Raw genomic sequence first — 19,397 nt, 5'->3', positions numbered from 1 at the left:
TGCTGCAATAGTTTTATATGCCTTAGATCGATCACCCTTCGAATAAGTGTCATTTCATGCAGTGGGCGATTTCTCTAGCCGAGAAATTGAACAAAGCTAAGCAAAATATGTTTATCCCAACATGTTTTAGGTCTTGTATTGCTCGAACAGTAAAGAGGCCAGATTTTTTTTCCTATTGCTATGAAAACTATGAAATTTATGTGCTATAACAGTGCAGACAGTTAATGAATGAACACTGCAAATGCCTCCCATTTGTGCAGTGAATAATATTAGGGTGAATCACGTTGGAACTTCTATCTGGTGGTGAAATGCTCGTTCGCGCATTAGCGGATGAAGGCGTTGAACATGTTTTTGGATATCCAGGCGGCGCAGTTCTACATATCTACGACGCGCTATTTCAACAAGACAAAATTAATCATTACCTCGTACGTCACGAACAAGCTGCCGGCCATATGGCAGATGCATACTCGCGCGTAACAGGTAAAACTGGTGTCGTGCTTGTGACATCAGGTCCGGGCGCAACCAATACCGTAACCCCAATTGCAACAGCTTATATGGATTCCATTCCAATGGTGATCCTGTCTGGCCAGGTTGCAAGTCACTTAATTGGTGAGGATGCGTTCCAGGAAACGGACATGGTTGGTATTTCCCGTCCGATTGTGAAGCACAGCTTCCAGGTTCGTCATGCCAGCGAAATTCCGGCAATTATCAAAAAAGCATTCTATATCGCTGCTTCTGGTCGTCCAGGTCCAGTCGTTGTTGATATTCCGAAAGATGCGACCAATCCAGCAGAGAAATTTGCTTACGAATATCCTGAAAAAGTGAAGATGCGTTCGTATCAGCCACCATACCGTGGTCATTCAGGTCAAATCCGTAAAGCGATTGACGAACTGATTCATGCTAAACGCCCAGTGATTTATTCTGGCGGTGGTGTGGTTCAAGGCAATGCTTCAGCACAATTGACTGAACTTGCACATCTGTTGGGCTTCCCGGTAACCAATACCTTGATGGGTCTTGGTGCATTCCCGGGCGATGATCCACAGTTCCTGGGCATGCTCGGTATGCACGGTACTTATGAAGCCAACATGAGCATGCACAATGCAGACGTGATTCTGTGTATCGGTGCGCGTTTCGATGACCGTGTAACCAATAATCCTGCGAAATTCTGTCCAAATGCCAAAGTCATTCACATTGATATTGACCCAGCGACGATTTCTAAAACCATCATGGCGCACATTCCAATCGTGGGTGCAGTAGAACCTGTATTAAAGGAAATGCTGAACCAGCTGAAACAGATGAATGTGTCCAAGCCAAATCCTGAAGCGATTGCGGCATGGTGGAAGCAAATTGATGAATGGCGTCAAGTGAACTGCTTGAAGTTTGATCTACCGACTGATGGTTCGATGAAGCCTCAACAAGTAGTTCGTGCGCTCGACAAAGTGACCAATGGCGAAGCGATCATCACCTCTGACGTGGGTCAGCACCAGATGTTCGGCGCATTGCACTACCGCTACAAGCGTCCACGTCAATGGATCAATTCAGGTGGTTTAGGAACGATGGGCGTAGGTCTGCCATATGCAATGGCGGCTAAGCTTGCATTCCCGGATCAGCAAGTGGTGTGTATCACTGGTGAAGCATCGATCCAGATGTGTATCCAGGAGCTTTCAACCTGTAAGCAATACGGCTTGAACGTGAAAATTCTGTGCCTGAACAACCGTGCCTTGGGTATGGTAAAACAGTGGCAGGATATGAACTATGAAGGTCGTCACTCTAGCTCTTATGTAGAGTCATTGCCGGACTTTGCAAAATTGATGGAAGCTTATGGTCATGTTGGTATTCAGATTGATCATGCAGATGAGCTTGAGTCTAAGCTTGAAGAGGCGATGGCAATCAATGATAAGTGCGTATTTATTAACGTAATGGTTGATCGCTCTGAGCACGTTTATCCGATGCTTATTGCAGGTCAGTCAATGCAGGATATGTGGTTGGCAAAAGGGGAGCGCACAGCATGAGACATATCATCTCTGTACTTGTTGAAAACGAAGCAGGCGCGCTTTCCCGTTTAGTGGGTTTATTCTCACAACGTGGCTACAACATCGAAACATTGAACGTTGCGCCAACTGAAGATCCAACACTTTCTCGTTTGACATTGACCACTTATGGCGATGATCACAAGATCGAACAAATTACTAAACAGCTGAATAAATTAGTTGAAGTGGTAAAAGTAGTGGATCTGTCAGAAGGTGCGCATATTGAACGTGAACTGATGCTCATTAAAGTCAAAGCACTCGGTTCATCGCGTGATGAAATCAAACGTACTGCCGATATTTTCCGTGGTCAGATTGTTGATGTAACACCAACGACTTATACCATTCAAATTGCAGGTACAACTGAAAAGGTGGATGCGTTTATTGATGCACTTGCGGAACATACCATTTTAGAAGTGGTTCGTTCAGGTGTTTCGGGTATCGCACGCGGCGAAAAAGTACTGACAATCTAATTTTAAAGTATTTCCTCATCCTAAAAAGAAGGGGGTATCAGGCAGTGTAAATACAAGATTCACTGCCTGGTTAAACAGACAAACAAGCATTAAGCGGAGACAGCAATGCAAATTTTTTACGATAAAGACTGCGACTTATCTATCATCCAATCTAAGAAAGTAGCGATCATTGGTTATGGTTCACAAGGTCACGCGCACGCGCTTAACCTTAAAGATTCTGGTGTAGACGTAACTGTAGGTCTTCGCGCTGGTTCTACTTCTTGGAAAAAAGCTGAAAACGCTGGTCTTAAAGTTGCTGAAGTTCCTGCTGCTGTTGCTCAAGCTGACGTAGTGATGATCTTGACTCCAGACGAGTTCCAAGCACAACTTTATCGTGACGTAATCGAGCCAAACATCAAACAAGGCGCGACTCTTGCATTTGCTCACGGTTTCTCTGTTCTTTACAACCAGGTTGTTCCACGTGCTGATCTTGACGTAATCATGGTTGCGCCTAAAGCGCCTGGTCACACTGTGCGTTCTGAATATCAACGTGGTTCAGGTGTTCCTGATCTAATCGCTATTCATCAAGATGCTTCTGGTAACGCTCGTAACGTTGCGCTTTCTTATGCATCAGGTGTTGGTGGCGGCCGTACAGGTATCATCGAAACTTCTTTCCGTGAAGAAACTGAAACTGACTTATTTGGTGAGCAAGCAGTTCTTTGTGGTGGTGCTGTTGAATTGGTTAAAATGGGCTTCGAAACTTTGGTTGAAGCTGGTTATGCGCCTGAAATGGCATACTTCGAATGTCTACACGAACTTAAATTGATCGTTGACTTAATGTTCGAAGGCGGTATCGCGGACATGAACTACTCAGTATCTAACAACGCTGAATACGGCGAATATGTAACTGGTACTGAAGTTATTAACGAACAGTCTCGTGAAGCAATGCGCAATGCACTTAAACGTATTCAATCAGGTGAATATGCGAAGATGTTCATCCAAGAAGGTGCGTTGAACTACCCATCTATGACTGCACGTCGTCGTCAAAATGCTGCTCACGGTATCGAAGTAACGGGTAACAAACTTCGTGCGATGATGCCTTGGATTCAAGCAAACAAAATCGTAGACAAAGAAAAGAACTAAGTTCTAATTTCTAAGTCGAAAAGCCCTTGTTTTTAACAGGGGCTTTTTTGATGTCTTGTAAAAACAAAACTGATTTATTTGAGTTGAACTTCATGCCTCAAATAGATGAAAACAGTGTGCTTTCACTTCTTGTGCTTCATTCAAAGCAGTGCTTTGCCTCCTTACACTTCTTACAAAACAGTGTTTTGTACTCGTTCATACCTTGAATTCAAGCAAACAAGATCGTTATAAAGCGTAAAACTAATTTCTCGGATCATTTGATTTAAAGGAAAAAACCACTCAAATTGAATGATGTTTTTATATTTTTATTTTTAGAGATGTATATTATTTGGTTTAAAAATAATTGATTATTTGTTGACTATTAATTTTCTTTAATAAGTTAGAAATGCGAATAATTAGATCTAAGGGTGAATTAAAGAAAGTTAATAAATAAAATTAAGATAAAATAAACTATAGAAGATAGTGGCTTATATAATTAATTAATAAGTAAAAATGTTTTTAAGTATTAACAGGTCTTAATAACTTAGGAATAATTAAATTTTTTATATTTAAAATGAAAAATAATTTAATTATTTTAATGTAAAGTTAATTAAATTATTATTTGAACTAAATTTATATCCAGTAAAATTATCATAAAATTTAAGGTTGAATAAATTTGTATAGAAAAGAAATAAAAGTCATTAATTATGATACAAGTATTAAAATAGTGAAAAATAATTTATTAAGTTGTTGATTGTAAAAATTTAATTATTTATATTGAATGTTTTTGATGAGAAAGGTAATGTAAATATATGAAAAATCAAAAAATAAAATTAGTAATTTTTTTATTTTAAAATATTGGATTGTAAATTGTAAGATTTTGTAAGGTTTTAATATTTAATGCAACTATTTTTTATTTAATATAAATAAAATAAAAAACAATAACTTATTTTTAATCGATTTTTTTGATTAAAAATATTGATAGAAAATTGGTTTTTATAAATTTCTCTTTAATTTGCCTTAATTGTAAAATTCAAAAAAATAATTCTTTAGAATATAGTGATCTAAGATAAAAGTGTGCTTTTGTGAAAGAATAATAAAACATATTGTGAAAGTTATCACATTTGTATGTTTTGGAACTAATAATAATAAGATAAGCCTACGGTTAGGTAGCTGCACTCATAATAATAAGAGTTTTGCATTAACCGTTCTTCGAAATAAATATTTATATTCTTTTAAAAGAATGGAGAAAAAAATGAATAAAATAGTTCTAACAGCATTAGCATCAGTTGTACTTGGCTTAGGATCAGCAAGTGTATATGCAGGTGGCCCAGATCGTGGCCCAGGTCCATCTAAACCGACTAAACCACATAAACCAGGCAAGCATGCTTGTGGTGATAAGTGTGATGGAAAAATTAATGTAGTTCTAGATGTTGCTCGACATTGCGACCTAGATGTCGTAGATGAAACCTTAACGCTGGCTCAAGCACAAAATGGTACTTGGACAGATACAGGAACATTTAATGTACGTACAAATGCACCATACAGACTGCAAATCTCAGCACCAAATACTTTAACTGGAGCGGGTGGCGCAGTACCGGTACAAGTGAGCACACGTCAAAATGGCGCTGCTGATGCGTACAATGGTGGTACTTTAGCTAGTACAGGCAATGCCGATCAGGCATTTAATGTAACTGCAACAGTTGCACAAAATGATTATAACAACGCTGATGCTGGTACTTACCGTGGTACTTATACAGTAGCGGTTCGATTCTAAAAATAAGAAAATCATTCTTATAAAATAGTTACACCGTTAGGAGATGTTTTAAACATCTCCTACTTTAATATAAAAAATTAATAATAATTATATTTAAATATTTGGAGTCAAAGGTGAATATAAAATTAATAGGGTTGCTAATTATGCTCCTCTACAGTGCTTCTTTGTCTGCAGGAATTAAATTTAATCCAATACAATTAAATATCCAAGATTTTAAAAGACAGAAAAGTACTACGGTTAATATCGAAAGTACTGGTCTATCTAAATCTAAAATCTATGAAGTTAATGCATTTAAATGGCAGCAGGATGAAAAAGGAGAAGATGTTCTCGTAGAAGATAGAACTTTATTATTTAATCCAAAAACTTTTGAACTTAAACCAGAAAGTAAGCAGATTGTGCGTATTGGCTTTAGTCAGCCGCCAGAAAACCTGGAAAAACAACAGTCTTGGAGAGTAGTTTTTAAGGAAGTAACACCGGTTGTAGAGGAGTCTGCAATTAACTTTTTATTTAATTTTTCTTTACCACTTTTTGCTGGAAAGGTAGTTCCTCCAAAGCTCAGTGTGGATCTACATAAAATTAATAATGTAGCCTATCTCAATATCATTAATTCAGAAAATTCTTTTGCGAAAATTACTGAAGTTGTTGTGCTCGATAATAAAAATAATGAATTACTGCGACAAGATTTGGCGTTGTATGTGTTAAGCGGTAATAAAATTAAATTTGAATTAGGTGAAATTAAAACTGGGAATATAGCCAAATTAAAAATTAAGTTAGATGAGCAGGCAGGGTATTTAGAGTTTCCAGTAAAAGGGTGATAGTTCTATCTCATAAAAATAAGAAATAGTAAAAGGATCATGCTATGAAAGCCACAAAACTTTTCCTAATGATTGCATGTGGTATGGGAGCGATAAATGCAAATGCAGAACTTAGTCAAGAATCAAATCAACTAAAAAGTCCAGAAGTACTTATCGTTAATATATGGATCAATGGTGTGGATTATCACACTGAAACTGTAACATTTTCTGAGAATGGGAAAAGATTTGTTGAATGTGAAGCTTTATCTGATATTGGAATACGGGTAGAAAAAATTTCACGACACCTAGCTAAGAAAGATTTTTGTTCATTAACACAGCCAGGAATTACAGTCGAGGATGATTATAGTCTTCAGGCGATTAAAATCTTCTTTCCTGCAGATTTTTTCGTAGGAACCGATTATGAGCTGGAAATAGAAGTTCCGGAAAAAGCAAACTTTGGTGGCTTTGTGAACTATAGTCTGTTCTATGGTAAGGATGAAGAAGATCAGGAGTTTAATACGTTCTCAGAGTTTGGGATCTTTAAAGATTATTGGTTGTTTAAAAATGCGTTTCTCTATCGGAATGAACCTGAGGAAACAGAACAAACGTTTTTGCGCGTAAACAGTACCTTAGATATCGATTTTCCGACAAAATTTTTAAAGCTGACTTTCGGTGATACGACCAGTCCCTATAACTTGCTAAATAATTCTTTTCGTTTTGGCGGTTTAAGTTTTGGAACCAATTATATTGATCGTCCTGATTTTGTGTATTGGAATATCCCGGCCTTAAATGGTAGCGCCAGCTTACCCTCTACGGTAGATCTTTTTATTAATGGTGTAAGACTTTACCGGGATTCAATCACCCCGGGTAATTACAATTTACCAGCTGGAGGAGTTGTCAATCAGGCAGGTGATGCTCAAATTGTGGTGGAGGATATACTTGGAAATCGTACTGTTCGGAGTTTTCCTGTTTATATTAATAGCCGGTTATTGAAGCCAAGGTTAAATGAATACAATATTTCGTTAGGAAAGCTGCGTTATAACTATGATCTTGTGGATGATGATTATCGTGATTTTTTTAGCAAACTCTATTTTCGCCGAGGAATCACCTCTTCTACAACCTTGGGCCTAGATTTACTTTATAGTGAAGATGTTAGCAATGTAGATGTGTTGTGGACCCAAGGTATCAGTAAGTATTTTCTTTTAGATACCGCCGTATCAGCAAGCAAGGCAGATCGTATAGATGAGCAAGGTTATGCTGCTGCAGTTGGCTTGAGTCGAAGTTCCCAATACTGGTCAGTTGGCTTAAATAGTCGATATTTTACTCAAGAGTATCAATATTTAAATACTGACTTATATGATTCCGAAATCGAGACTTCAAGTATTTTATATTTTAACTTTTCTAATCTTAAAATTATTGATGGTCTAAATTTTAATTTTATTTATCAATCTTATTATAATGAATTTGATGATTCACCCCGAGAAGACCGTAAGTTTTTTGATATTAGAGCGACAAAAGGTCTAACGAGAAACTTATATACGGATTTTGGCTATTATAAAGATTTTAGTGAGGACGGAGATCAGGGATTTCGTATCGCCTTTTATTATAATTGGGGCGAACGAGGACGGATTTCTCTGGATCATGATACCGCAGATAATGAAACAAGTTTAAGTTATGCCCATCGAACCATGACCCAGAATGGCTTTGATTATGTCGTGGGTGTAAACCGAAGTGATGAAGAAATTAACTACAATGCTTATGGTTTATGGAAAACCAGCGTAGGTAACTTGCAATTATCTCATGATGAATATGAGGATCGCCGTAATTCACAAGTTACATTTGATGGCGCATTAGTTTGGATGGGGAATAAAGTTGCCTTGACCAAATATGCTGATAACGCTTTTGCCTTGGTTAATGTGGACCAACATTCAGATATTGATATTTATCGCTCGGCAACACGTGTAGGAAGTACCAATAAACAAGGGTATATGTTTGTTCATAATCTTATTCCTTATATTCATTATGACATTTCTTTTGATCATAACCAGCTGGCAATGGATGAAACTTTTGAACACTCTTCTAAGAAACTGGTGGGCTTAGATCAACGCGGATATCGTCTGGATTTCCCGATTTATAAAACAAAACGGGTTGCTGTCAAACTTAAGGATGCACAGCAAAATTCGCTGGTTGCAGGGTCTGAAGTTCTTGTAGACGGGCTCAGTCAGGAATCTTCTTTTGTTGATAGCCAGGGTATGGTCTATCTTTATTTATTTAAGGCAGGTGCATATAACCTGAAAATTAAAACTCAAGGCGGAAAGCAATGCCAGGCACAATTTAATCTGAATGAAATACAATTTCAGAATGCGGACAAACATGTTTTTGAAACGGTTTGCAAGTAGGAGAAAATTATAATGAAACAGCTCTTGTTATTAATAGCAGTATCCGCGATGAGCACCATAGCATCTGCTCAATATTGTTCAATTGATGGCTTTGCTAATGATGAGCTTCGTTTGCAAAGCTACCAGCGTAGCCAGGCAGCCACGTCTTTTAATATCAGTTGTGATACTGGTTATTCAATTTTATTTAATAGCCAAAATCTGGTTAGTACTGATGGTATGAGTTATGTATCTAATGGCGCCTATAAACTCCGCACTAAGTTAAATTTAAGAGGAGCAAGCGGTAATGCGTGGGGAGTACCACTCCAACAGAGCGCAGCCCAGCGACAGAAATTTATCGTATCTGTTCAACTGGTAGATAATCCTTTTAATGGTGTTCCAGCAGGTACTTATCGTGATCGGATTTCAGTCGATATTAATTTCTAAATTTGATTTAAATAATTCGGTAGCTAAGAATCGATAAAATGAACTGAAAATATTACAGGAAGCCAAACGGTGAAATTCCATCATGCAAAACAAAAATTAATGGAGATGGATTTAAAAGGTTGCGTAGTATTAAATCATCTTTCGCATTCTGGACGTGTGGCTGCTTTTTTCAAAATTATCAGTCGGCTTGGCAATGGCGTATTCTGGTACGTGATGATCATCGCTACCTGGGCGCTACAAGGTTTATTATACAGTCTACAAATGCTGTATTTAATTTTGGGAAGTACTGTTGGTACGGCAATCTACAAAGTACTAAAAACTAAAACTGTACGCCCCCGACCTTATCAGGTGCATCAGCTTATTCGTCTCGGTGACCATCCTCTAGACTATTACAGTTTTCCCTCAGGACATACCTTGCATGCCGTCATGGCAACGACGATGCTGGGTTATGCAGTTCCAGTTCTACTGATTTTAATGCTGCCTTTTACTGTGTTAGTCGCAGCCTCACGAATGATACTCGGTCTGCATTATCCGAGTGATGTAGCAATGGGGGCTGTCATCGGTATAACTGTGGCGGTAAGTTTTATATCTCTGGCACCGCTCTTGAACATTGTGTTATAAAAATATAGCTCTGGAACCGTTAAACACTCGCAGATTCTGCCAGATTTGCTAAAGTACCACATCGAAGCAAATGGCTGTTAGGAATAGATATGGGTTTACGTTGGACTGATACTCTTGATATCGCAATTGAACTGTATGAAGCACACCCGGACGTGGATCCGCAATGGATTCGTTTTACTGATTTGCATGCATGGGTTTGTGCACTTCCAGACTTTGAAGATAATCCTGAAAAATCAACTGAAGGTCTGCTTGAAGCCATTCAAATGGCATGGATTGACGAGGCGCGCTAGGACCTAATCTAAAAAAGCGATTTTTTTTACAGAGTAAAAGCAGAAAATTGCGGATTATCTCGGTATAATGCGCCAAATTTTCATGTCAACCATTGACTAAAGGAGCCAATCATGGCTATTGAACGTACATTATCTATCGTTAAACCAGATGCAGTTGCTAAAAACGTAATCGGTGAAATCTTTGCTCGTTTCGAAAAAGCGGGTCTTAAAATTGTTGCGACTAAAATGAAGCACCTGACTCAAGCTGAAGCTGAAGGCTTCTACGCTGAGCACAAAGAACGTGGTTTCTTTGGTGACCTAGTTGCATTCATGACTTCTGGTCCAGTTGTTGTTTCAGTTCTTGAAGGTGAAAACGCAGTTCTTGCTCACCGTGAAATTCTTGGCGCGACTAACCCTAAAGAAGCTGCTCCTGGTACTATCCGTGCAGATTTCGCTGTAAGCATCGACGAAAATGCTGCTCACGGTTCTGACTCTGTAGCATCTGCTGACCGTGAAGTTAACTACTTCTTCGCTCAAACTGAGATTGCTCCACGTACTCGTTAATTCGCAGTATTCAAGCCAGATAAGTGTTATTATACTTATCTGGTTTTTTTATTCCCTGAATAATTCTTTGCTCAGATATTGAGCTTCTCCTTTCATCTTTAGACATGGTTTAGGTAATACACATGAGTACTGAAGCAGTCGCTGTATCAGCAGTTTCTGATGCACAGCAACACACTCCATCCGCTCCAGCACAGCAAAAGGCTGTCGAGAAAGTGAACTTACTTGGCATGTCACGTCCACAAATGGAAAAATTCTTCGAAGATATGGGTGAGAAGAAGTTTCGTGCCGGGCAGGTGATGAAGTGGATTCACCAATTTTTTGTGACTGATTTTGCTGAGATGACTAATATCTCAGGCAAGTTACGTGAAAAGCTGGAAAAGATTTGTGAAATTAAAGCGCCAGAAGTGGTGCATAAAAATTATTCTAAAGACGGTACGCGTAAATGGGTGTTCCGTGTCGGTGATGGTGAAGGTTCACTGGTTGAAACTGTCCTGATTCCGGCAGAAGATAAAACTGGCTCACGTAAGACCTTGTGTATTTCTTCACAAGTAGGCTGTGCACTGGACTGTTCATTCTGTTCAACGGGTAAACAGGGTTTCCAGCGTGATTTAAGCCAGGCTGAAATTATCGGCCAGTTATGGATGGCAAACTATTCCTATATGGAAGATGTGCCCGTGCTTGAGCGTGAACGTTCAGTGACGAATGTCGTCATGATGGGGATGGGCGAACCGTTATTGAATTACGATGCTGTACTCAATTCAATGCGTATCATGCTGGATGACTTTGCCTACGGTATGTCAAAACGCCGTGTGACACTGTCAACATCAGGTGTGGTGCCTAAAATTGACCAATTGGCTCAAGATATTGATGTCGCTCTGGCGATTTCATTGCATGCACCTAATGATGAACTGCGTAATGAACTTGTGCCAATCAATAAAAAATATCCGCTAGAGCAACTTATTGCCGCTTGTCAGCGCTACATCACTAAAGATGGTAATGAAAGTGCGCGTAAGCACGTGACCATCGAATATGTGATGCTGGATGGCGTAAATGACAAACCTGAACATGCCCAGCAGATGATCAAGCTACTCAAAGACCTGCCAAGCAAGATTAACCTGATTCCATTTAACCCGTTTCCGCATGCGCCATATGGCCGTTCAAGCCGTAACCGGATTATTTCTTTCCAAAAAACTTTGTCTGATGCCGGTTTTGTGTGTACGATTCGTCAGACACGTGGTGATGATATTGATGCTGCGTGTGGTCAATTAGTGGGACAAGTTGCTGACCGTACCCGTCGTGCGGAACAGTGGAAGAAGAAAATCGCGCAGTCGAATGAGATTATGCGCTCACAAGGATAACAAGAGGTCACCAATTGAGAAATCTCACATCTAAAATTGCTTTTATTTCAACAGTATGTGTTTCTATTGCTCTATCTGGATGTCAAACAGCAGAAGTGGGCAAAAAAGATCCTAAAAAAGCGACCCAGGTGCGTACTCAATTGGCGGTTGAATATCTGAAGACTGGTGATCTGGATTCAGCGAAAAGAGCGCTAGATGAGGCGCTTAAAATTAATTCACGTGATGCTCAAGCTAATATGATGATGGGTGTTTTGTTACAGCAGGAAGGCAGTAAGCTGAACTTGGATCGTGCCGAAACTTATTTTAAGCGCGCGATCTCAGTCGAACCTAAAAATGCACAGGCACGTAACAATTATGGCACCTATTTGTATCAGCTTGAACGTTATAATGATGCAATTGAACAGTTTGCAATTGCAGGCGCGACACTGGGCTATGACCAGCGTTATCTTGCGCTTGAAAATATGGGGCGGATCTACCTGAAGCAAGGTGATCTGGTGAATGCTGAAAAATCATTCAAACAGGCCCTGCAAGCCAATCGCGATTCTTACATTTCAATGTTAGAGTTGGCAGAGATTTTTTATCTGAATCAGCAGTTCCCGGCAGCGTCGAATATGTATCAACAATTTGTACGTTCAGTGGGACACAAAAACCAGGGTGCTCGTGCGCTCTGGATCGGCATTCGTACTGCGCGTGCCGAGGGTGATCAAATGGGCATGCAAGTATTGGTCAACCAATTGCGCGCATTATTCCCTGAAAGCCCGGAATACCAACGTTATTTGCAATTACAGTACACTACTGAGGCCGTATGGAAGTAAATCCTAATTCACCATCGAATAATTCGAGCGTAGCGCCAAACGCGTTAGGAAATGTTCAACGTCCAGGTGAGTACTTGCGCCAGATTCGTATCAACCAGAAACTTGAGCTGGAAGATGTTGAAAGTGAACTGAATATTCCAGTCAAAACTTTGACTGCACTGGAACAGGATGATTATAAAGCTTTACCGGAAGCGACCTTTATCAAGGGTTATTATCGTACTTATGCGAAGTTCTTAGGCGTCGATGCATCGAATATCATTCAACGTTTTGATGAGATTTATGCTAATGATACCGGTCTGTTGCCGAATCATGCCTTGAACAACTCCCCAATCAAGATTATGGGTAAATTACCAGGCTCTAATCGTGACCGTAACCGTAAATGGTTAAAACGCGGTTTAATCGCATTAGTGGCGTTAGCAGTTTTAGGCGCATTGGTCGCGATGATCCAAAACTGGTCAGGCAATAGTAGCGCTGAAGTAGAACCAGAAGTAATGACTCAGGCATCAGACGTTGAAATCATTAATATGGATTCCAATGTAGCAGTATCTGGTGATCAGCTAAAACTTGAATTTAGCCGTCCTACTTCAGTCCATATTGTTGACTCAACCGGTAAAGTACTCGCTACTGGTCGTCAATCATCAACATTGGATTTAAATGGTGAAACTCCATTTCAGATCCGTCTTGATGATGCAACCGCTGTGGCCATGACCCTGAATAACGAAAATATTTCATTGTCACCATATACTGTAAACGGAAAAGCAGAATTCCGTTTATCACGTTAATGGCAAGAGAGTAGATACAAATCATGATTGTGAATCCGATTCAACGCCGTCCAACCCGCAAGATTCGTGTTGGTTCTGTTTATGTCGGTGGTGATGCGCCTATCAGCATCCAGAGTATGACCAATACCGAAACCTGTGATGTAGCTGCAACGGTCGCACAGATCCAGCGTTGTGTCGATGCGGGTGCTGATATCATGCGTGTTTCTGTACCAAGTATGGAAGCAGCGGCAGCGTTTGGGGAAATCCGTAAACAGGTGAGTGTGCCATTGGTTGCAGACATTCACTTCGACTACAAAATTGCCCTAGCAGTAGCTGACTTGGGCGCAGACTGTCTGCGTATTAACCCAGGTAACATCGGTTCAGAAGCCAAGATTCGTGAAGTCGTGGCAGCTGCGCGTCATAACGATATCTCGATGCGTATTGGTGTCAATGCAGGTTCATTAGAAAAAGACATCCAGAAAAAATATGGCGAGCCAACAGGCGAGGCACTGCTTGAATCGGCGATGCGTCATATCGATATTTTAGACCGTTTAGATTTCCATGAATTTAAAATATCGGTAAAAGCATCGAATGTGTTTCTGACTATGGATGCTTATCGTCTGCTGTCTAAACAGATTGATAACCCGCTGCACTTGGGTGTGACTGAGGCGGGCATTTACCGTACAGGTTCGGTGAAGTCTGCAATCGCCCTTGGTGGTCTGTTGATGGAAGGCATTGGTGACACCATGCGTATTTCATTGGCAGCAGCACCTGAAGAAGAAGTGAAGATCGGTTTCGATATTTTAAAATCGCTGGGTTTACGTTCTAACGGGATTAACTTCATTGCCTGCCCGAGCTGTTCACGTCAGGAATTTAATGTAATTAAAGTGATGCAATCGCTTGAAGAACGTTTGGAAGATATTCGTACACCAATGGATGTATCGGTGATTGGCTGTAAAGTAAATGGTCCGGGTGAAGCTAAGGAAGCCGACATTGGTGTAGTAGGTGCAAGTCCACGTTCACTGGTGTATCGTAATGGCGAAAAAAGTCATTTAATTGATACTAATCAACTGGTTGATGAAATCGAGGCTATGGTTCGTCAACGTGTTTCCGAGCTTGAAGAAGCTAAATCTAAAGAAATTATTCGTACAAGTTTTCCTGAGTAGATCATGAGTTCAATCGTCGCAATCAAAGGTTTTAATGACATTCTCCCAACGCAAACCCCAGCTTGGAGACGTCTTGAACAGCATTTATCGGGTCTGATGGATGCTTATGGTTATCAACAAATTCGTTTGCCAATCGTTGAACAGACCAATCTGTTCAAACGTTCAATCGGTGATGCAACGGATATCGTTGAAAAAGAAATGTACACTTTTCTGGACAAAGGCAATCCACCGGAGTCTTTGACGCTGCGTCCTGAGGGTACAGCAGGTTGCGTACGTGCCATGCTTGAGCATAACCTGCTGCGTGGTGCGACCCCGAAAGTGTGGTATGTCGGACCTATGTTCCGTTATGAAAAACCACAAAAAGGCCGTTACCGTCAGTTCCACCAGTTTGGTGTGGAAACTTTTGGTGTAGCCACGCCAGATCAAGATGCTGAATTGATTTTAATGACAGCGCGTTTATGGAAACGTATGGGTGTTGCCGATAAAGTCCAGCTTGAACTCAATACTTTGGGTGAGTCGGATGAACGTGCAGCATACCGCGCGGCATTGGTTGAATTTTTGGAAGCGCATAAAACCGATCTGGATGAAGATTCTCAGCGTCGTTTGACCACCAATCCCTTACGTATCTTGGATTCTAAAGATGCCAAAACTCAGTCTATTTTAGAAAATGCACCTAAACTGCATGACTTTATGGGTGAAGAAACACTGGCGCACTTTAACCAGTTACAGCAATACCTGACTGATGCAGGCGTCAGCTTTGTCATCAACCAGAAACTGGTACGTGGTCTGGATTACTACAACAAAACCGTATTTGAGTGGACCACAACACATTTAGGTTCACAAGGTACAGTCTGTGCCGGCGGTCGTTATGATGGGCTGGTGGGTCAGTTAAAAGGTAAGGCGGACCAGTCTGTACCTGCGGTTGGTTTTGCAATGGGGATGGAGCGCTTACTGCTTTTACTGGAGCAAGTTGAAAACAACACACCTGTACGTGATTGTGAAGTATTTCTGGTGGCAGACCCTGCTTCTCAAGGTCAGGCACTGGTCTTGGCTGAACAGATCCGTGACCAGATAGAAGCTGCCGGGAGTAGCATTCGCCTGAAAGTTGGCTCACAAGGTTCAATGAAATCGCAAATGAAAAAGGCAGACCAGTCTGGGGCGATCTATGCCGCGATTATTGGTGAACGTGAACTTGAAGCACAGACCTTTACTGTAAAAGAGCTGGCAACAGCAGAGCAATCAGATGTGCCATTTACTGATTTTGTGGCATTCTTCACAACTAAAATTTCTTCAAAATAATCGATAAGACATTAGGAAAGGGGTAATCACATGAGCGCAATTGGTGGTGATGAACAACTTGAAAGTTTGAAATCCTTCACAAAGAAGTATGGCTCTTCAATCATTACCGGGATTCTGGTTGCGCTGATTGCCTTTTTTGGATGGGAATATTGGCAGAAGAAGAACCTGGCGGAGTCGCAGAAGCAAACTGCCAAGGTACAGCAGTTAATGGATGATGCACGGTCTACTCAGGGCGATGCATTTGCTAAACTGTCTGATACTGCGGACAAGATTGTCAAGGAAGCACCTGACTCAGCGCAGGCGATTCAGACTCAGCTAGTAATGGCAAAACTGGCTTATGACAAAGAAGATTATGCAGCAGCTGAACGTGCACTGAAGAAAGTTGAAAACTCCAAGGTGGATGATGCAGGTCTGGTGCAAGTAGTTAAACTTCGTCTGGCATATGCCCAGCTGGCACAGAAAAAATATGATGCAGCATTGAAAACTTTAGAAGCGGTGAATGAGCCTGCTTTTAAAGCAACTGCGGATGAAGCACGTGGAGATATCTATGTTGCCAAAAATGATATTGAAAATGCCAAGAAAGTGTATCAAAGTGCATGGGATGCTTTGGTAGAACGCAAAGAAGAACGTCAGATTTTACAAATTAAACTAGAAAGTGTTGGCGTATTGGTCGATGATCCTGAAATTGAACGCCCGATTATAGATACACAAGTGGAAGAAACTGAATGAATAGAAAATACAAACTCACCTGTGCCTTAACCGTTTTAACTCTTGCTTTGGCAGGTTGTGCGGGGAAAACCATTAAAGTGGAAGAAGCCAAGCCAAATCCACTTCCTAAACTTGCACAGGCAAAATCACTAGTTCCTGTATTTTCTAGCAGTGTTTCTTCTACGGATGAAGCAGATCCATTACGTTTACGCCTCGATGCAGACAACGGTGTGATTTTTGCCATTAATCCAAATGGGGAAATTTCTGCTTATCAGGGCAAGCAACGTCTTTGGCAGAAAAAAGTGTCTAAAGCCGGCTTAAGCGCAGGTGTGGAGGCGGCTTCTGGTCTGGTGATTGCAGGCAATACCAAAGGTCAGCTGTTTGCTTTAGATCAGCAGACGGGTGAACAGCGTTGGGCTGCCCAATTGTCGGGTGCCATTATTGCGCCCTCTTTAGTGCATGCAGACCGTGTGATTACCGTGGCGAATGATGGTATGGTCTTCGCTCATGAAGTCAGTACTGGTAAACAGGTGTGGACTTATAAGCTACCTAATGTACAATTCAGCCTGCGTGGTATGGCGGCACCAGTCGCACTTGACCCACGTCATGTACTGATTGCTTCAGCAAACGGCTATATTTATGCTCTGGATACAGTTACTGGCGTGCCAAAAATGCAGCGCCGTGTAGCGGTATCTGATGGTCGCTCCGATATTCAACGTCTGAATGATATTGATGGTGAGCCGGTCGTTGCTGGTCAGTTTGTAGTAACAACCAGCTATCAAGGTCAGGTGACTGTGCTTGATCTGGCTTCACAGCAGGTGATCTGGAGTGAAGATGCCAGCAGTATCCAGCGTCCAGAAGTTGTAGGTAACGGTGTCTTTGTTGCCCAGACTGATGGTAAAATCACCGCCTATGAAATTACGTCTGGCCAGAAACTCTGGGAAAATGACCAGCTGTTAAACCGTCAGCTGAGCAACCCGGTCATGCTGGGTACAGACCTTGTAGTCGGTGACCTAGACGGTGTATTACACTTGATTGATCCGTCTACTGGACAGATTGTTGGTCGTTCCAAGACTTCTGGTGAAGTTCGCACACTGCGTGTGATCGACAACCAGCTCTATGTGTCGACACGTAAGGGTGCTTACAGTATCTGGCAGAATCGTTAATTTTTCTGTGGCTTATGCTAAAATAAGCCAACCGTATTTTTTACGCGGGGTGATTGAATGTTCAATGCCCCGTGTTTTTATTTATTTTAGGCTTTAATCCTATTCCCATTTTCTTCCAGAACTTTCTGATGTTCAGGCCATTTTTAGACAGCCTGATATTGAATAAAGGTTAATCTATGAAACCCGTAATTGCGCTCATTGGTCGTCCGAACGTCGGAAAATCAACGCTGTTCAACCAGATAACCAAGAGCCGTGACGCATTGGTGGCAGACTTTGCAGGTCTGACACGCGACCGTAAATATGGCGATGCTGTCTATCAAAATAAATCCTTCATTGTCGTTGATACTGGCGGTATCGGTGAGAACGAAGGTGGGATCGACTCTTACATGGCAGAGCAGTCTAAAACTGCAATCCATGAAGCAGATATGATCATCTTTGTGGTCGATGCACGTGCCGGATTGTTGGCATCTGATGAACAGATTGCCCGTGAGCTGCGTACTTTGGGTAAAAAAGTCTTCCTCGTTGCGAACAAGGTAGATGGAGTACACGCAGAAGCTGCTTTAGTTGAGTTCTATAAACTTGGCATGGGCGAGCCGATGCAAGTGGCGGCGAGTCATGGTCGTGGTGTACAGCAGATGCTTGAAGAAGTACTTGCAGATGTGCCTGAAGATGAGTCTGAAGCTGAACACGATAAAAATACCGGTTTGCGTCTCGCGATTATTGGTCGTCCGAACGTTGGTAAATCAACCTTGGTCAACCGTTTACTGGGTGAAGAGCGTGTGGTTGCATTTGACCAGCCCGGTACAACACGCGACTCGATTTACATTCCATTTGAACGTGATGGCCGTAAATACACTTTGATCGATACCGCAGGTGTACGTCGTAAAGGTAAAGTTGATGAGATGATTGAGAAATTCTCAATCGTGAAAACTTTGCAGGCGATGAAAGATGCGCACGTGGTTGTCGTAGTTGTTGATGCACGTGAAGGGATTGTAGAGCAGGACTTGCACTTGATCGGTTATGCGATTGAAGCAGGTCGTGCCATGGTGATTGCGATCAATAAATGGGACAATATGTCTGAATATGATCGTAAACAGTGTAAGCTGGATGTGGAACGTCGTTTTGACTTCATTCCATGGGCGAAGATTCACTTGATCTCTGCATTACATGGTACCGGTGTCGGTGAGCTTTATCCTTCGATCCACCGTGCCTATGATTCTTCACACCTGAAAGTCTCTCCTGCAAAAATCACCCAGATTCTGCAAGATGCGACTGAAGCTCACCAGCCGCCAACTGTTCAAGGCCGTCGTATCAAAATGCGTTATGCACACATTGGCGGTCAGAACCCACCGACTATTGTTATTCATGGTAACAAGGTCGATAAAACTCCTGCGGATTACCGTCGTTACCTGGAAAATGTGTTCCGCAAAGTTTATAAACTTGAAGGTACACCAGTAAGAATTGAATTCAAGACGTCTGAAAACCCATTCGAAGGTCGCAAGTCGCAAATTGATGAACGTACTGCAGCACGTAAGCGTCGTTATGTTCAGAAATTCAAGAAAGCTGAGAAGAAATTCAAACGCGGTTAATCTGTATTTGAATAAAGTAAAAAGCCTGCAATAGCAGGCTTTTTTGTGTTTTTACCAGAGAGGTCTGAACTGTTTTATAATTCACTT

At 41.3% G+C, this 19,397-nt stretch carries 18 protein-coding genes; all 18 read left to right on the top strand.

Annotated elements, in window-relative coordinates; all coding sequences use genetic code 11:
* The first annotated feature begins 284 nt into the window (after window positions 1-284).
* Window positions 285-2,012, top strand: a complete 1,728-nt coding sequence (locus tag FSC11_RS12255; protein WP_163167162.1) for an acetolactate synthase 3 large subunit — start codon at window positions 285-287, stop codon at window positions 2,010-2,012.
* A complete protein-coding gene (ilvN, locus tag FSC11_RS12250) occupies window positions 2,009-2,500 on the top strand; it encodes an acetolactate synthase small subunit (RefSeq protein ID WP_004813125.1) in 492 nt (163 codons plus the stop codon). The genes FSC11_RS12255 and ilvN overlap by 4 nt, the downstream gene beginning before the upstream one ends.
* Before the next feature lie 105 nt (window positions 2,501-2,605).
* Window positions 2,606-3,622 (top strand): ketol-acid reductoisomerase, encoded by a 1,017-nt coding sequence (gene ilvC / locus FSC11_RS12245; protein ID WP_163167160.1) that lies wholly within the window; start codon window positions 2,606-2,608, stop codon window positions 3,620-3,622.
* Between the two features lie 1,234 nt (window positions 3,623-4,856).
* Window positions 4,857-5,378, top strand: coding sequence for a DUF4402 domain-containing protein (locus tag FSC11_RS12240; RefSeq protein WP_004813123.1), 522 nt, complete (start codon window positions 4,857-4,859; stop codon window positions 5,376-5,378).
* A 113-nt stretch (window positions 5,379-5,491) separates the two neighbouring features.
* Complete coding sequence (locus tag FSC11_RS12235; RefSeq protein WP_004813121.1) at window positions 5,492-6,193, top strand: fimbrial biogenesis chaperone; 702 nt, start codon at window positions 5,492-5,494, stop codon at window positions 6,191-6,193.
* Window positions 6,194-6,237: 44 nt separating this feature from the next.
* Window positions 6,238-8,571, top strand: coding sequence for a fimbria/pilus outer membrane usher protein (locus FSC11_RS12230; protein WP_163167158.1), 2,334 nt, complete (start codon window positions 6,238-6,240; stop codon window positions 8,569-8,571).
* Window positions 8,572-8,583: 12 nt separating this feature from the next.
* Window positions 8,584-8,994: a hypothetical protein gene (locus tag FSC11_RS12225; RefSeq protein WP_163167156.1), complete on the top strand. Its 411-nt coding sequence runs from the start codon at window positions 8,584-8,586 to the stop codon at window positions 8,992-8,994.
* A 69-nt stretch (window positions 8,995-9,063) separates the two neighbouring features.
* The gene (locus FSC11_RS12220; protein WP_005220946.1) at window positions 9,064-9,615 is read left to right on the top strand and encodes a phosphatase PAP2 family protein; all 552 of its coding nucleotides are present in this window, start codon (window positions 9,064-9,066) and stop codon (window positions 9,613-9,615) included.
* Between the two features lie 89 nt (window positions 9,616-9,704).
* Complete coding sequence (iscX, locus tag FSC11_RS12215) at window positions 9,705-9,905, top strand: Fe-S cluster assembly protein IscX (RefSeq protein WP_004813114.1); 201 nt, start codon at window positions 9,705-9,707, stop codon at window positions 9,903-9,905.
* Between the two features lie 111 nt (window positions 9,906-10,016).
* The gene (gene ndk, locus FSC11_RS12210) at window positions 10,017-10,448 is read left to right on the top strand and encodes a nucleoside-diphosphate kinase (RefSeq protein WP_004813112.1); all 432 of its coding nucleotides are present in this window, start codon (window positions 10,017-10,019) and stop codon (window positions 10,446-10,448) included.
* 122 nt (window positions 10,449-10,570) lie between these two features.
* Window positions 10,571-11,806 carry a dual-specificity RNA methyltransferase RlmN gene (gene rlmN, locus FSC11_RS12205; protein ID WP_163167154.1) on the top strand — a complete coding sequence of 412 codons (1,236 nt, stop codon included), beginning with the start codon at window positions 10,571-10,573 and terminating at the stop codon, window positions 11,804-11,806.
* 14 nt (window positions 11,807-11,820) lie between these two features.
* Window positions 11,821-12,621 carry a type IV pilus biogenesis/stability protein PilW gene (gene pilW, locus FSC11_RS12200; protein ID WP_163167152.1) on the top strand — a complete coding sequence of 267 codons (801 nt, stop codon included), beginning with the start codon at window positions 11,821-11,823 and terminating at the stop codon, window positions 12,619-12,621.
* Window positions 12,612-13,403, top strand: a complete 792-nt coding sequence (locus tag FSC11_RS12195) for a helix-turn-helix domain-containing protein (protein ID WP_163167150.1) — start codon at window positions 12,612-12,614, stop codon at window positions 13,401-13,403. The genes pilW and FSC11_RS12195 overlap by 10 nt, the downstream gene beginning before the upstream one ends.
* Before the next feature lie 23 nt (window positions 13,404-13,426).
* The gene (gene ispG, locus FSC11_RS12190) at window positions 13,427-14,548 is read left to right on the top strand and encodes a flavodoxin-dependent (E)-4-hydroxy-3-methylbut-2-enyl-diphosphate synthase (RefSeq protein ID WP_004890004.1); all 1,122 of its coding nucleotides are present in this window, start codon (window positions 13,427-13,429) and stop codon (window positions 14,546-14,548) included.
* 3 nt (window positions 14,549-14,551) lie between these two features.
* A complete protein-coding gene (gene hisS / locus FSC11_RS12185) occupies window positions 14,552-15,847 on the top strand; it encodes a histidine--tRNA ligase (RefSeq protein ID WP_163167148.1) in 1,296 nt (431 codons plus the stop codon).
* Between the two features lie 30 nt (window positions 15,848-15,877).
* Window positions 15,878-16,576, top strand: coding sequence for a YfgM family protein (locus FSC11_RS12180; protein WP_004889998.1), 699 nt, complete (start codon window positions 15,878-15,880; stop codon window positions 16,574-16,576).
* Window positions 16,573-17,721 carry an outer membrane protein assembly factor BamB gene (gene bamB / locus FSC11_RS12175; RefSeq protein WP_163167146.1) on the top strand — a complete coding sequence of 383 codons (1,149 nt, stop codon included), beginning with the start codon at window positions 16,573-16,575 and terminating at the stop codon, window positions 17,719-17,721. The genes FSC11_RS12180 and bamB overlap by 4 nt, the downstream gene beginning before the upstream one ends.
* 176 nt (window positions 17,722-17,897) lie before the next feature.
* On the top strand, window positions 17,898-19,310 hold the full coding sequence (der, locus tag FSC11_RS12170; RefSeq protein ID WP_004889995.1) for a ribosome biogenesis GTPase Der: 1,413 nt from the start codon (window positions 17,898-17,900) through the stop codon (window positions 19,308-19,310).
* Window positions 19,311-19,397 lie beyond the last annotated feature (87 nt).

It is taken from the genome of Acinetobacter schindleri, from assembly GCF_010918895.1.
GTDB lineage: Bacteria > Pseudomonadota > Gammaproteobacteria > Pseudomonadales > Moraxellaceae > Acinetobacter > Acinetobacter schindleri.
This window is presented reverse-complemented; position numbering and strand designations above follow the sequence as displayed.

Excerpts from the sequence above, each read along its gene's own strand:
- FSC11_RS12180 (WP_004889998.1), top strand. The coding sequence starts at position 15,878 with ATGAGCGCAATTGGTGGTGATGAACAACTTGAAAGTTTGAAATCCTTC.
- ndk (WP_004813112.1), top strand. The coding sequence starts at position 10,017 with ATGGCTATTGAACGTACATTATCTATCGTTAAACCAGATGCAGTTGCT.
- bamB (WP_163167146.1), top strand. The coding sequence starts at position 16,573 with ATGAATAGAAAATACAAACTCACCTGTGCCTTAACCGTTTTAACTCTT.
- FSC11_RS12195 (WP_163167150.1), top strand. The coding sequence starts at position 12,612 with ATGGAAGTAAATCCTAATTCACCATCGAATAATTCGAGCGTAGCGCCA.
- ilvN (WP_004813125.1), top strand. The coding sequence starts at position 2,009 with ATGAGACATATCATCTCTGTACTTGTTGAAAACGAAGCAGGCGCGCTT.
- rlmN (WP_163167154.1), top strand. The coding sequence starts at position 10,571 with ATGAGTACTGAAGCAGTCGCTGTATCAGCAGTTTCTGATGCACAGCAA.
- ilvC (WP_163167160.1), top strand. The coding sequence starts at position 2,606 with ATGCAAATTTTTTACGATAAAGACTGCGACTTATCTATCATCCAATCT.
- ispG (WP_004890004.1), top strand. The coding sequence starts at position 13,427 with ATGATTGTGAATCCGATTCAACGCCGTCCAACCCGCAAGATTCGTGTT.
- der (WP_004889995.1), top strand. The coding sequence starts at position 17,898 with ATGAAACCCGTAATTGCGCTCATTGGTCGTCCGAACGTCGGAAAATCA.
- hisS (WP_163167148.1), top strand. The coding sequence starts at position 14,552 with ATGAGTTCAATCGTCGCAATCAAAGGTTTTAATGACATTCTCCCAACG.
- FSC11_RS12230 (WP_163167158.1), top strand. The coding sequence starts at position 6,238 with ATGAAAGCCACAAAACTTTTCCTAATGATTGCATGTGGTATGGGAGCG.
- FSC11_RS12225 (WP_163167156.1), top strand. The coding sequence starts at position 8,584 with ATGAAACAGCTCTTGTTATTAATAGCAGTATCCGCGATGAGCACCATA.
- FSC11_RS12240 (WP_004813123.1), top strand. The coding sequence starts at position 4,857 with ATGAATAAAATAGTTCTAACAGCATTAGCATCAGTTGTACTTGGCTTA.
- iscX (WP_004813114.1), top strand. The coding sequence starts at position 9,705 with ATGGGTTTACGTTGGACTGATACTCTTGATATCGCAATTGAACTGTAT.